This window comes from Pedococcus sp. P1_H8 (genome assembly GCF_056405175.1).
In genome coordinates this window covers 356,101-369,125 of record NZ_JBFUCP010000007.1, presented here as the reverse complement: position 1 = coordinate 369,125, position 13,025 = coordinate 356,101, and the positions used below count along the sequence as shown (strand labels likewise).

The 13,025-nt window shown below is 70.5% G+C and carries 12 protein-coding genes and 1 pseudogene; 4 read left to right on the top strand and 9 right to left on the bottom strand.

Going from position 1 to position 13,025, the window contains the following annotated elements; genetic code table 11:
- The first annotated feature begins 136 nt into the window (after positions 1-136).
- Positions 137-361, top strand: a complete 225-nt coding sequence (locus AC1DYG_RS12735; RefSeq protein WP_477615037.1) for a helix-turn-helix domain-containing protein — start codon at positions 137-139, stop codon at positions 359-361.
- A gap of 57 nt (positions 362-418) precedes the next feature.
- On the opposite strand, the gene AC1DYG_RS12730 is transcribed toward AC1DYG_RS12735, so the two are convergent.
- On the bottom strand, positions 419-985 hold the full coding sequence (locus tag AC1DYG_RS12730) for a hypothetical protein (RefSeq protein ID WP_477640227.1): 567 nt from the start codon (positions 983-985) through the stop codon (positions 419-421).
- Between the two features lie 208 nt (positions 986-1,193).
- Here AC1DYG_RS12730 and AC1DYG_RS12725 point away from each other — a divergent pair, with 208 nt between their 5' ends.
- Positions 1,194-2,036: a LysM peptidoglycan-binding domain-containing protein gene (locus AC1DYG_RS12725; protein WP_477640226.1), complete on the top strand. Its 843-nt coding sequence runs from the start codon at positions 1,194-1,196 to the stop codon at positions 2,034-2,036.
- The gene (locus AC1DYG_RS12720) at positions 2,033-2,620 is read left to right on the top strand and encodes an Rv3235 family protein (RefSeq protein ID WP_477640225.1); all 588 of its coding nucleotides are present in this window, start codon (positions 2,033-2,035) and stop codon (positions 2,618-2,620) included. The genes AC1DYG_RS12725 and AC1DYG_RS12720 overlap by 4 nt, the downstream gene beginning before the upstream one ends.
- Positions 2,621-2,746: 126 nt before the next feature.
- On the opposite strand, the gene AC1DYG_RS12715 is transcribed toward AC1DYG_RS12720, so the two are convergent.
- From AC1DYG_RS12715 to AC1DYG_RS12705, 3 genes and pseudogenes are all read right to left on the bottom strand, one after another.
- Positions 2,747-3,100 carry an SEC-C metal-binding domain-containing protein gene (locus AC1DYG_RS12715; protein WP_477640273.1) on the bottom strand — a complete coding sequence of 118 codons (354 nt, stop codon included), beginning with the start codon at positions 3,098-3,100 and terminating at the stop codon, positions 2,747-2,749.
- Positions 3,101-3,168: 68 nt separating this feature from the next.
- A pseudogene (gene secA, locus AC1DYG_RS12710) lies at positions 3,169-5,656 on the bottom strand (preprotein translocase subunit SecA); the annotation flags it as partial.
- Positions 5,657-5,900: 244 nt separating this feature from the next.
- Positions 5,901-6,188 carry a GNAT family N-acetyltransferase gene (locus AC1DYG_RS12705; RefSeq protein WP_477640224.1) on the bottom strand — a complete coding sequence of 96 codons (288 nt, stop codon included), beginning with the start codon at positions 6,186-6,188 and terminating at the stop codon, positions 5,901-5,903.
- Between the two features lie 196 nt (positions 6,189-6,384).
- Between AC1DYG_RS12705 and AC1DYG_RS12700 the strand changes: the two genes are divergently transcribed.
- A complete protein-coding gene (locus tag AC1DYG_RS12700; RefSeq protein ID WP_477640223.1) occupies positions 6,385-7,605 on the top strand; it encodes an endonuclease/exonuclease/phosphatase family protein in 1,221 nt (406 codons plus the stop codon).
- Positions 7,606-7,721: 116 nt separating this feature from the next.
- Here the strand turns inward: AC1DYG_RS12700 and AC1DYG_RS12695 are convergent, their stop codons facing one another.
- The 5 genes from AC1DYG_RS12695 to AC1DYG_RS12675 all read right to left on the bottom strand — a co-directional run bounded on the left by AC1DYG_RS12695 (position 7,722) and on the right by AC1DYG_RS12675 (position 12,949).
- Positions 7,722-9,074, bottom strand: a complete 1,353-nt coding sequence (locus tag AC1DYG_RS12695; protein WP_477640222.1) for an MFS transporter — start codon at positions 9,072-9,074, stop codon at positions 7,722-7,724.
- A 158-nt stretch (positions 9,075-9,232) separates the two neighbouring features.
- Positions 9,233-10,408 (bottom strand): winged helix-turn-helix domain-containing protein, encoded by a 1,176-nt coding sequence (locus tag AC1DYG_RS12690; protein WP_477640272.1) that lies wholly within the window; start codon positions 10,406-10,408, stop codon positions 9,233-9,235.
- Between the two features lie 41 nt (positions 10,409-10,449).
- Positions 10,450-11,151 carry a response regulator gene (locus AC1DYG_RS12685; RefSeq protein ID WP_477640221.1) on the bottom strand — a complete coding sequence of 234 codons (702 nt, stop codon included), beginning with the start codon at positions 11,149-11,151 and terminating at the stop codon, positions 10,450-10,452.
- A 79-nt stretch (positions 11,152-11,230) separates the two neighbouring features.
- Positions 11,231-11,878: a ribosome hibernation-promoting factor, HPF/YfiA family gene (gene hpf / locus AC1DYG_RS12680; protein ID WP_477640220.1), complete on the bottom strand. Its 648-nt coding sequence runs from the start codon at positions 11,876-11,878 to the stop codon at positions 11,231-11,233.
- A gap of 306 nt (positions 11,879-12,184) precedes the next feature.
- Positions 12,185-12,949, bottom strand: a complete 765-nt coding sequence (locus AC1DYG_RS12675) for a ComF family protein (protein ID WP_477640219.1) — start codon at positions 12,947-12,949, stop codon at positions 12,185-12,187.
- Positions 12,950-13,025: the final 76 nt, after the last annotated feature.

The following is a 13,025-nucleotide window of genomic DNA, read 5'->3' as shown; positions in this document are numbered from 1 at the left end:
CCAACTCCCCCAAACGGCTATAGATGCCAGAATCTGCCCATTGACCAGACGCAGCCACAAGAACATGGTAAAAATTCGGTCAAGAGAACGTCTACATCCAGTCAAGTCGGCTGGCGGAAAAGAAGAGGGGATTGACGTGGCTAAGCGCTTCATTCAGCTGGCTGAGGTCTCGGAAGTGCTCGACATCTCATCCGCCCAGGCCTATGCCCTGGTCCGATCCGGCGAACTGCCGGCCATCAAGGTCGGCGGCCGCGGTCAGTGGCGCGTCGAGGTCGCCGAGCTCGAAGGGTACATCCAGCGGATGTACAGCGAGACCAAGACCTTCGTCGCGGCGCACCCGTTCGGTCAGGGCCAGGACTGAGTCGTTGCGCCCTGCGTGGGCCGCCATCCGGGGGGGKGGGGGTCGTGAAGGTCAGGCCTACGCAGGGCGCAGCATGACCACGGCGGCAAAGGGGACGAGACGTCGCCCGGTGACGTTCTGGGTACGCCTCGGCAGGTCCGCGGCATGCTCGCTCAGCTCGAGCACGTCGCGACCGACCGCGTCGATCGTGCCGGCGACCACGGTGCCCGTGAGGTCCGTCAGGAGCACGACCGAGCGGTCCCGGCTCAATCCCCGCATGGCGTAGCCCAACCCGAACCGGCGCCCCATGGCAGTCCCTCCGACGCGGCCCGAGAGCCCGGTCACGGCAGTCACGGCCGAGAAGGGAATGAGCGCCGGCCCCGACGACGGCCCCGCCTGGGGCCCGTTCGCCTCGGCTGCCAGCAGCAGCCACCCGTCGCCCACCTCGGCAACCTGGCCCCGCGCCCTGGCGCCACTGCGCAGCGACACGGTCACGAGGCCTGTCCCCGCGGCCGCCAGCCGCTCGTAGAGCCCTACCGAGGCCCGCTCGCGCCTGGTCCGGTCGGCGACCTCGGCGTCCAGCTCGCGCCTGGACTCCGCCTCCCACTGCGCGGCCAGGTCTGCGAACAGGGCGTCCCAACGCATCCCGTGCCCCCCTTCGTTGCTTCTCCCGCTGCCGTTCGCTGAGACGTTGCCGGCCACCGACCGTGACGCGGCCGGGCCGAACCTACCCCTGCGCCGGACCTCCTTGCCATCTGCACGTCAAGGTCGTTATGGTCCAACGAACGCAAACACAAGCAAACAGCCATCCGGGGGGATCATGAGCCGCGCCATCCGCGTCGCAGTGGGGACCATGTCAGCAATGGGGGTCGGGGCGCTCGTCGAGGGCGCGCTCTGCCTCGCCGTCCGCGCCCAGTGGCGGATCGTGCACGCCCCAGGGCCAGCCAGCCTGGCCGAGGCATTGACGCTCGTCGTCCTGGTCGCGGCGGCGGTGCTGGGCGCCTGGCTGGCCGTCAGCACTGGCGCCGCACTGCTGGCACACCTGCCCGGGCGGCTCGGCCTAGCGGCCGACCGGTGCGCTCGGGCCTGCGCCCCAGCGGTCTCCAGACGCGTCGCCGCCGCCATCGTGGGCGCTGTTCTAGGCGCCGCGCTGGCACCCGGGACCGCCCTCGGGGATGGTCCCACCGCGCCGCCCGCAACCCGTGCCGTCCTGACCCCCGCCTTCACAGCGACCTCACCGGAGCGGGTGAGCACCCCTGCCCCATCTCCGACACCTTCTCCGGTCCCATCCCCGGCCCCGGTCACTTCTCCGACAACGGCGCCGACCCCGGCCCCATCCCCAGCGCCTGCCTCGGCCCTGGACGGGCCGACCTCCCCGATTCCCGCTCCGGGGTGGACCCCCTCACGCCCCGCGCAGCGACCCCAGCCCGCCTCCAGCCTCGTCACGGGCAGCGTCGGCGCCCACCCTGCGGCCGAAGTCGTCGTCCACCGGGGCGACACGTTGTGGGACATCGTCCGCCGCCAGCTCGGCCCGGACGCTTCCGACGCGGAGGTCGCAGACGCCTGGCCGGCCTGGCACCGGGCCAACCACGTCGTCATCGGCGACGACCCCGACCTCATCCTGCCCGGCCAGATCCTGCGGCCGCCGAGCCCCGCCGCAGACTCGGCCAGCGCGTCGTCCGGAGCGGGGCGGTGAACGCGGCGGTGCCCGAGGCGGTGAAGGCGACGGCGCGCGGGTTGATCGGCAACGCGGCAGCCGGGCTTCCGGTCTCGCGACTCACGCCCCTGCGCATCGTGCCGGCGCCGCGCACCAGGCCGCCCGTCCTGTCCGAGACCGAGTCGTGGGTCCCCGACGACCTCGGGTCGAACCGCTATGTCCAGGACGCCCTCGCGATCGACTTCGACAGCCTCACCGACGACCAGCTGTTCGGGGAACGCCCCACGCGCCGCGGCGACCTGCCCGATCCACTCGAGTGGGCCGGCCACATCGCCCAGGGGCTCGTGGAAGTCATGGCCGGGGCCCGCCCCGCACCACAGGTGCTCCGCTGGACCACCCCCGAGGTGTATGCCGCGGTGGCCCGCCGCGCCGCCGTCTCGGCTCGGCGCGGAGCAGCGTCGACGCGGCGCACGGTCGTGCGCGGGGTGAGGGTCTGTGAGCCTGCGGACGGGGTCGCTGAGGCGAGCGCCGTCGTGGTGGACGGTGGCCGGGTGCGCGCGCTGGCGTTCCGGCTCGTCGGCATCGACGGTCGATGGCGCGTCGAAGCCCTCCAGGTCGGCTGACGCGCACCACTTCCGGCCACAGGTGGGGCACCAGACCCGCCAACCGGGGCCGGCACGCAGCATCAGTGGCCAGAAGTGCCGGCCAGGGCGGGCGGGCCGTGCAGGTGAGTGCGAGTCAGGCGGAGGTCAGGCCTTTCCGTGGCACATCTTGAACTTCTTGCCCGACCCGCAGGGACAGGGGCCGTTGCGCGAGACGCCCTTGAGCTGGTCCTCCGTCAGCGTGTCGCCCGCGGAGCCCACCGCCCGGTGCTCGACATCACCGGTCTCGCTGGGTGCGGAGTACTGCAGCTGCTGCGGGCGACGCTCAGGCTGCTCGAGGCCCTTGGCGCGGAAGGTCGGGTGCTTGTCGACCGCCGCGGCGGACTCGGCAGGCACCAGGTCGGCGTCCGCGGCCTGGCCGCCGTTGCCCGACACGGCGGACACGTCCACCGGCTCGTCGACCTCGATCGCGGCGGAGGACAGTCCCGAACCCGCCAACATGTCGGAGACACTGACCGGCTGGACCGCCGGCGCCTCCGCCTGCGGCTGGTCGACGTCGACCTGCACGTTGAACAGGTAGCCGACCGACTCTTCCTTGATCGACTCGTTCATCGCCTCGAACAGCTGGAAGCCCTCACGCTGGTACTCGACCAGGGGGTCGCGCTGGGCCATCGCCCGCAGGCCGATGCCCTCCTGGAGGTAGTCCATCTCGTAGAGGTGCTCGCGCCACTTGCGGTCGAGCACGGACAGGACGACACGACGCTCGACCTCACGCATGACCTCTTCGCCGAGCTGCTCCTCGCGCTCGTCGTAGGCGTGGTGGGCGTCCGAGGTGATGTACTCACGCAGCGTGTCCGCCGTCAGGGAGCCACCTTCGGCCTCCTGCACCGCTTCCGGCGTGACCGACACGGGGTAGAGCGTCTTGAGCGCCGTCCAGAGGCGGTCGAGGTCCCAGTCGTCGGAGAAGCCCTCCGCCGTCTCGGCGTCGACGTACCCGCCCACGACGTCGTTGATGAAGTGGCGGATCTGCTCGTGCAGGTCCTCGCCCTCGAGGACGCGGCGCCGCTCGTCGTAGATGACGGTGCGCTGGCGGTTGAGGACGTCGTCGTACTTGAGGACGTTCTTGCGGATCTCGAAGTTGCGGCCCTCGACCTGGCCCTGCGCGCTCTGGATCGAGCGGCTGACCATCTTGGACTCGATCGGGACGTCGTCCTCCATCTTGGCCGTGGTCATGAACCGATCGACCATCGCGGCGTTGAACAACCGCATGAGGTCGTCCTGCAGGGACAGATAGAACCGCGACTCCCCGGGGTCACCCTGGCGGCCCGAACGACCGCGGAGCTGGTTGTCGATGCGGCGCGACTCGTGGCGCTCGGTGCCGAGGACGTAGAGCCCACCCAGACCGGTGACCTCGTCGTGCTCGGCCTTGACGGCCTCCTCGGCCTTGGCCAGCGCCTCGTCCCACGCGGCTTCGTACTCCTCGGGGGTCTCGACCGGGTCCAGCCCCTGCTGCTTGAGGGTTGCGACGGCCATGAACTCGGGGTTGCCGCCGAGCATGATGTCGGTGCCTCGACCGGCCATGTTGGTGGCGACGGTGACGGCGCCCTTGCGGCCCGCCTGGGCCACGATCGCGGCCTCACGCTCGTGCTGCTTGGCGTTGAGAACCTCGTGCGGAACACCCTTGCGACGCAGCTGGTCCGAGAGGTACTCGCTCTTCTCCACCGACACGGTGCCGACGAGCACCGGCTGCCCCTCGGCATACCGCTCGCTGATGTCGTCCACGACGGCGGAGAACTTCGCCTCCTCGGTGCGGTAGACGAGGTCGGCCTGGTCCTTGCGGACCATCGGGCGGTTGGTCGGGATCGGGACGACACCGAGCTTGTAGATCGAGTTCAGCTCGGCTGCCTCGGTCTGGGCGGTGCCCGTCATGCCCGAGAGGGTGTCGTACATGCGGAAGTAGTTCTGCAGCGTGATCGTGGCGAGCGTCTGGTTCTCGTTCTGGATCTCGACGCCCTCCTTCGCCTCGATCGCCTGGTGCATCCCCTCGTTGTAGCGACGCCCGGCGAGCATGCGGCCGGTGTGCTCGTCGACGATGAGGATCTCGCCGTTCATGTTGACGTAGTCCTTGTCCCGCTTGAACAGCTCCTTGGCCTTGATGGCGTTGTTGAGGTAGCCGATGAGCGGGGTGTTGACGGACTCGTAGAGGTTGTCGATGCCGAGGTAGTCCTCGACCTTGGCGATCCCGGCCTCGAGGACGCCGACGGTCTTCTTCTTCTCGTCGACCTCGTAGTCGCCCTCGCCGGACTCGAGCTCGCCGCGGGTCAGCCGCTGGACGATCTTGGAGAACTCGGTGTACCACTTTGTCGCGGCGTCGGCCGGGCCACTGATGATCAGCGGCGTGCGGGCCTCGTCGATGAGGATCGAGTCGACCTCGTCGACGATGGCGAAGTTGTGGCCGCGCTGCACGAGCTCGTCGACCGACCAGGCCATGTTGTCGCGCAGGTAGTCGAAGCCGAACTCGTTGTTGGTGCCGTACGTGATGTCCTTGGCGTACTCGACGCGACGCTGCTCGGGCGTCATCGACGCAAGGATGACACCGGTCTCCAGGCCCAGCATGCGGTGCACGCGGCCCATCAGCTCGGACTGGTACTCGGCGAGGTAGTCGTTGACCGTGACGACGTGCACGCCCTTGCCCTCGAGGGCGTTGAGGTAGGACGGCAGGGTCGCGACCAGGGTCTTGCCCTCACCGGTCTTCATCTCCGCGACGTTGCCGAGGTGCAGTGCGGCGCCGCCCATCAGCTGCACGTCGAAGTGCCGCTTGCCGAGGGTGCGCTTGGACGCCTCGCGGACCGCGGCGAAGGCCTCGGGAAGGAGGTCGTCGAGCGTCTCGCCATCGGCCAGGCGCTTGCGGAAGACGTCGGTCTCGGCCCGCAGCTCGGCATCGGTGAGCGCGGCGAAGTCCTCCTCGATCGAGTTCACCTGGGCGGCGATCCCGTGGAGCTTCTTGAGGATGCGGCCCTCACCGGCACGCAGCAGCTTTTCGACGATCTTGGACACGCAATATCTCCTGAAGTTTCTGATCTCCTGCTATGCCCGGAAGTTCTGATGTCCTGCTACGCCCGGAACTTCGCAGCCGTGGACATCCGGGTGGCAACGGCCCGACCTAGGCTAGTCGAGTCGACGCACCACCGCGGACGTGCGGGCGGGGGAACCCTCCCCCAGCGCCGAACGCGCCGGGGCCCGCGGCGGTTCCGCACCCACCCAGGCGCCCACCCAGGCGCCCACCCAGGCGCTCGGCGGCTCAGGGCGCCACGAGGTCCTGGTAGTCGGGGTGGCGGGCGATCCAGGCGGAGATGAACGGGCAGAGGGCCACGACGTCGTGCTCCGCCCTGGCTCGGACGTCGTCGAGCGCCCCCTTGGCCAGGGCGGCACCCACACCCTCCCCGGCGAAAGTGTCGTCCACCTCGGTGTGGGTGAAGACGATGTGGTCGCGCTTGAACCGGTAGGCGGAGAAGCCCGCGAGCACGCCGTCGATGTGGGCTTCGTAGCGGTGCTGGGCGGGGTTGTCCGTGATCACGGCGTCCGTCATGGCCCCAGCCAAGCACGACTGTCAACGCCGGTCGTGCCGGGTCCGGCCTGCCCCGGGACGGGGCCGTGCGGGTGCGTCCCTGCCAGCGGAACCACGCCATTTGGACCCGGTCGGCGGAACTACGCCATTGGACCCTTGCCGCGGCGCGGGCCAGTGACCAGCATGAGCCCACACACCTGACGCAGGGAGGCCAACGATGTCCATCCACCCGTCCCGTCCCGCTCTCCGGGCAGTCGCCGCGGCGGCAGCAGCGCTGGTGAGTGCGCTCGCCGCCAACGCGTCGGTGCCGGCCGCCGCCGCTCCGCCCGATGCAGCCCCGGGCAGGCCGCTGACCGTGATGACGCGCAACCTCTACCTGGGCGGGGACATCAACCGGCCGCTGGTGGCCACGGCTGGCAAGACGGGCGCCGCGGCCCTGGTGGCGTTCGGCAACTCCAACGACGCGCTGCGTGCCGTCGTCGACCAGACCAACTTCCCCCTGCGCAGCAAGCTGCTGGCCGGCGAGATCGCCTCGCAGCGTCCGGACGTGGTGGGTCTGCAGGAGGTGGCCCTGTGGCGCAGCGGTCCCCTGGAGCTCGGCGCCATCGGCACGGCGAACGCCCCGGACCCGGACTACGACTTCCTGGCGACGCTCACCAGCGACCTGGCGGCCACCGGCGCGCAGTACACCGTGGTCAACGTGCAGCAGGAGTCCGACGTGGAGGGGCCTGCGTTCAAGGGCAACCCGTTCGCGGGGACGATGACGGCCGCGCGCGACATCCGGCTGACCATGCGCGACGCGATGCTGGTGCGGGTCGACCCGGGCCTCACCGTGCAGGCCAGCGGGGGTGGGCAGTACGCCACCCGGCTCGCGGTCAGCGTCGGCGGCGTCCCGTTCGTGTTCATCCGCGGCTACAACTGGGCCGACATCCGGTCGGGTTCGACCGTGGTGCGGGTCGTCAACACCCACCTCGAGTCGGCCAGCTCCGACATCGCGTTGGGCCAGGCCCGTGAGCTCCTGGCCGGTCCGGCCGCACCCTCGGGCAAGCCGACCGTGGTGGTCTGCGACTGCAACTCCGACCCGCTCGACCACAGCGTCAAGCGCACCGACCCGCTCGGCACGCCCCACTCAGGCCCGTACGACTTCATGGTGGCCAGCGGGTTCACCGACGAGTGGCTCCGCCTGCGGCCGGGCAGCTGCCCGGTGGACGTCCGGGACGACGGCTGCACCTCGGGGCTGTCCGAGGCTGTCACCGACGCGACCGCAGCAGGCTTCGACCACCGGATCGACCTGGTGCTCGCGCGGACCGCGGCGGGTGGAGCGGCCGTGGACCGCGGCACCGTCACCGGCAACGAGGTGGCCGACCGTGACCCTGCCACCGGCCTGTGGCCCTCAGACCACGCCGGTGTCGTCATCCGGCTGCGCGGGCTGCACTGACAGCTCGCGCCGAAAGGGTGGCAGACCGGAGCTTCCCGAGCGGGATGAGTCGGTCTGCCACCCTCTCGCGGCCCGTCCGGCCAGTCTGGCCAGTCTGGCCAGTCCGGCCAGCCGCCTCAGGCGACGGCGCCGACCTCGGCGTCCTCACCCTCGGAGTTCCACGAGCCGCGCTCCGGCGACTTCGCGATGGCCAGGCAGGCCAGCGCGGCGAACAGGCACAGCCCGCCGGCGGTGAGCCAGGCCGTGAAGTAGTCACCGGTACTCTGCCGCACCCAGCCGGCGTAGCTCGCTGCGACACCGGCCCCCACCATGTGCGCGGCGAAGACCCAGCCGAACACGACGCCCGAGCGCGCGACCCCGAAATGCCTGCGGCACAGGGCAATCGTGGGCGGGACCGTGGCCACCCAGTCGAGGCCATAGAAGACGATGAAGATGAACAGGTTGGGGTGGATGTCCGGACCCAGCAGCGCGGGGACGAACAGCAGCGCCAGTCCACGGAAGCCGTAGTAGCCGCAGAGCAGCAGCCGCGGGTCCACCTTGTCGGTGAGCCAGCCGGACGCGATGGTGCCGACGAGGTCGAAGACGCCGACGAGGGCGAGCAGGCTGGCAGCCGTGGTCTGTGGCATGCCGTGGTCGTGGGCCGCGGGGATGAAGTGGGTGCCGATCAGCCCGTTGGTCGACCAGCCGCAGATCCAGAACGTGCCGAACAGGATCCAGAACGTCCGTGACCGCGCGCTCTCCCGCAGTGTGCGGACCGCGAGGGCCGCCGGCCCGACCTGCGATCCGGTATGCCGCGTGGCCGGCTCGTCGAGCACGTCACCCGGCTGCGCCCCGACCGGACGAAGGCCGAGGTCGGCGGGTCTGTCGCGGACGACGAACGCGACCAGTGGCACGAGCAGGAGCGCGGCACCGGTGACCACGAGCGCGGCATACCGCCAGCCGGGGCCGGCGGCGAGCGCCGCGATGCCCGGAAGGAACACGAGCTGGCCGGCCGCTCCGGCCGCGGAGAAGATCCCGGTGACCAGTCCGCGCCGCGACTCGACGAACCACCGGTTCGCCACCACGGCGCCGAGGACGAGCGCCATGGCACCCGCACCGACGCCGACGAACACGCCCCACAGCAGCCACAGCTGCCACGGCGCGGTCATCACCGTGGTGAGACCGCTGCCGACCGCCACCAGGACCAGCGCCAGGGCCACGACCCGACGCAGGCCGAACCGCTCCATGAGCGCTGCCGCGAACGGTGCGGTCAGGCCGTAGATCACCAGGTTCGCGGTGACCGCTCCCGAGGTGGTGGCGCGCGACCACCCGAACTCGGACTCGAGCGGCTCGAGCAGCGCGCCGGTGGAGGAGCGGAAGCCGGCCGCGGCCACGAGGGCTCCGAGGATCACAGCGGCCACCCACCAGGCCCGGTGCACCCGCGGCCGTCTGGTTGCGGTCTCGGTCGCCGTGGCGGCAGGAATCGTCACTGTCGCAGGCTAACTGCCAAAACGGCGCCGCGAACAGCGCTTTCCGGACAACCGTCCCCCGGATCCCGCCAGCACACCCGTCGCCAACTCATGCAAAAGGCGAGTTAGCGCCGCGGCGCGACGGCGCTAACTCGCCTTTTGCATGGAGGAGCGACGGGTCAGGTGGTGACTCCCGTCAGGCCGAGCCAGCCGGCCATGAGGGACAGCTCGTCGTCGAGGGCCGGACGCGCCTGCGGCGGTGCCCCCGGCTCCCAGTGCACGGCCTGCACCCGCAGCACTCCCGTGGCACGGTCCGCCTTGAGGTCGCACCGCGCGACGAGCTCGTCGCCGAACAGGAACGGCAGCACGTAGTAGCCGTGCACCCGCAGCGGCGCGGGCACGTAGATCTCGAGGCGGAAGTCCATCCCGAAGATCGCCGCCGTGCGGTCGCGTTGCCAGATCAGCGAGTCGAACGGGCTGAGCAACGCCTGGGCACTCACCTTGCGGGGGCGTCGCGCTTCCACGTGCAGGTAGGCCGGTCGCTTCCAGCCCTCGATGGTCGCCGGGACCAGGGCCCCCACTGCGACGAGGGCGTCCAGCGCGGGGCGGGACTGGTGCGGCTTGAGCCGGAAGTAGTCCCGCAGGCACTGCTCGGTGCCGACCCCGTGGGCGCGGGCGGCGATCAGCATCAGCTCCTTGAAGGCGACGTCGTGGGGCGGCCGAACGGCGGGATCGGAGGCAGCCGCGGCATGCTGACCGGGCAGCACGCGGTCCAGCGCGGCATACCGTCGCTCGAACTGGCTGGTCCGGCCCGCGGAGCTCACCTGTCCCGCCCAGAAGAGGTGCTCGAGGGCGTTCTTGACCAGCGACCAGTTCCAGCCCCACTCGTCGCGCTGGCGGGGCAGGTCGTGCTCCAGGGCCGCCTCCAGCTGGCGCGAGGTGAGCGGTCCGCGTGCCTTGACCTCGGCGAGCACCGCCGCGACCAGCTCTGGGTGGTCCCTGGCCACGCTCTGCATGCCACCCCAGGCATCGTGCAGGGCGCGCTGCATGCGGAAGTCGAGCAACGGCCACGTCGAGGGAGGGATCAGGCTGGCCTCGTGGGCCCAGTACTCGACCAGTCGCCGGGGCGAACGGTCGCGCGCCCGGTCGAGGAGCGCGGGGTCATAGGGACCCAGCCGGGAGAAGAACGGCAGGTACTGACTGCGCGTGAGCACGTTGACGCTGTCGATCTGGACGATCTGCACCCTGTCGATGACGCGCTGCACGTGACGCATCGTGGCCGCCCCCGGTTCAGGCCTGGGGTCGGCGAAACCCTGTGCTGCCAAGGCGATCCGACGGGCCTGGGCGCGGGTCAGCCGCACGGGCGGGAGGGTCGTCACAGCAGGTGCGCCGCTGGTCACTCGCCGGGTTCGAGGAGGTTCTCGCGGACGGCATACATCGCCGCCTCCATGCGCGAGTGGAGCTGGAGCTTCTCGAGGATGTTGCGCACGTGGTTCTTGACGGTGTTCTCGGAGATGAAGAGCTGGTGAGCGATCTCCTTGTTGGCCATGCCCCGCGCCACGAGCCGCAGGACCTCGAGCTCGCGGTCGGTGAGCCGGGGCGCGCCGACCCCGGTGGGTCGCTCCCCCTGGCGCTTGCTCATCTGGGCGAACTCCGCGAGCAGCTTGGAGGCCATCGAGGGCGAGATGAGCGAGTCGCCGTTGTGGACCGCGCGCACCCCGTCGGCGATCTCCTCGCCCGGGACGTCCTTGAGGAGGTATCCGTTGGCTCCCGCCTTGACTGCCTCGTAGAGGTCGGACTCCTCGTCGGACATCGTCAGCATGATGATCTTGGTCGAGGGCACGAGCGCCTTGATGGTCTGGCAGGCCTGGATGCCCGAGGTGTGCGGCATCCGCACGTCCATGAGGACGACGTCGGGCAGCAGCTCGACGGTGCGGTCCACCGCCTCCTTGCCGTCGCCGGCCTCGCCGACGATCTCGATGTCGTGGTCCTGCGAAACGACCATCTGCAGGCCACGGCGGTAGAGGACGTGGTCATCGGCGATGACGACCCTGATCGGTTCGACCCCGCTCGTCACACCACCATTCCCATTCGTCACGAGCCACATACTGTCATGGCGAGGCCGCGACGCCGGGCGAAAGCCGCGTGGGCACGCCCGGCGTCGTCGAGCGCCTGACTCAGGAAACCTTGCGGGCGACGCCTTCGTCGTCCGTGACATCGAGGTGGATCACGCCGTAGGACCAACCCCTGCGGCGGTAGACGACGCTCGGCTGGTCGGTCTCCTCGTCGTGGTAGAGGTAGAAGTCGTGCCCGACGAGCTCCATCTCGCGGACCGCCTGGTCCAGGGCCATCGGCACGGTGGCGTGGATCTTCTCGCGGATCTCGACGGGTGAGTTGCCCTGGGCGCCGAAGGGGTCGCCTTCGCCATGGACCTCGTGGACGTGGTCCTCGCCCTCGCCCTGCGTCGGTTCCTGGATCCGCGCCGTGGCGGCGGACACCGACTCTGGCGCGTGCCTCCCACGGTGCACGCGCTTGCGGTCCTGGGCCCGCCTCAGCCGCTCCATCAGCTTGTCCAGCGCCACGTCGAGCGCTGCGTACTTGTCGTCAAGACATGCCTCGGCCCGCACGATGGGGCCCTTCACGTGACAGGTGATCTCGACCCGTTCGCAGGCCTTGGCCTGGCGCTTGTTCGACTCGTGGCTCACGATCACGTCGACGCGCTGAACTCGCGGCGCGAGCTGTGGGATCTTGGCCAGCTTTTCGTCGAGGTGGTCACGGAATCGGTCTGAGACCTGCATGTGGCGTCCGGTGACGACAATCTCCACGGTGTCCTCCATGGTTTCGGCGGGAGTTCGAGTCGGGCGGCGTGGCCCGGGTTCAGCCGCGGCACCACCCACGCTCTGACGACGCGAGGGACAGTGGCACGAGGGGCACTGCCACGAGGGACAGCGACCCGGTTGCCAGCAACGTCGGGGACTCGGACGTCGGCCCTGCGGGCTCCGCTCCCTGCCAGAGGGCGCCCGCCGGACCGCGTCCGAGGCGCCCTGTTTGCGTGACGTGCACGGGGGCCAGGGGGGCCATACGTCGAACTTAGACCACCTCGGTCGATTGCGACACAGGGATTGGAGTGTTCATCGCGCGGTGCGACTGCTGGACGTCGGGACCCGTCGCTGCGTGGCACAGATCGTCGACGCCACGACCGTCACCGCGCCCGCCGACCGGAGCGCCCGGGCCGCCTCGACCAGGGTCGCACCGGTGGTGAGCACGTCGTCGACCACGACACACACGGCACCCTCGAGAGCCGTGGCCCAGTCCCGCTGCACGACCATGGAGTGCTCGAGGTTGACAGCTCGTGCGCGCGCGCCGAGCCCGGCCTGGTCGGCGACCCGCCGCCGGAGTCGCAGCGCCGGCGCCACGACGGCCTCGTCCGCGGCGAAACCTCTGACCGCGTGGGCGGCCACGGCCACCAGAGGCGCGTCCCCACGAGCGCGAACGGAGGCTCGGGACGACGGGACGGGCACGACCAGGAGGGGACCGTTGTGGCGCACCAGGACCTCGACCGCTGACCGGCAGGCACCCACGGCGGCGTCGAGGGCCCGGCCGAGGAGCTCCCCGAGCAGCAACCCGCAGTCGCGCCGACCGTCGTCCTTGTAGGCCGCGACGACGGCAGCGAGCGGCCCGCGGTAGCGACCGCTCGCGAAGACGGGCGGAAAACCGGACGGACAAGGGTCCGGACGGACCTGTCGTGGCCCCCCGAGCCAGAGGCTCCTGCCGAGCTCTTCCAGGCACCCACGGCATACCGCGTCGTCCGGCTGGCCGCAGGCGGCGCAGCTGACCGGCAGGGCCAGGGCCGTGAGGGCCTGGATCGCCCCGGTCACAGGGTTCGGCGGCACCATGCCCCCCATCGTGTCGGCGCGGTGTGTTGGCGTCGATTCGGAAGCAGAAGCCTGTGGACACGACTAGTCTGGGCAC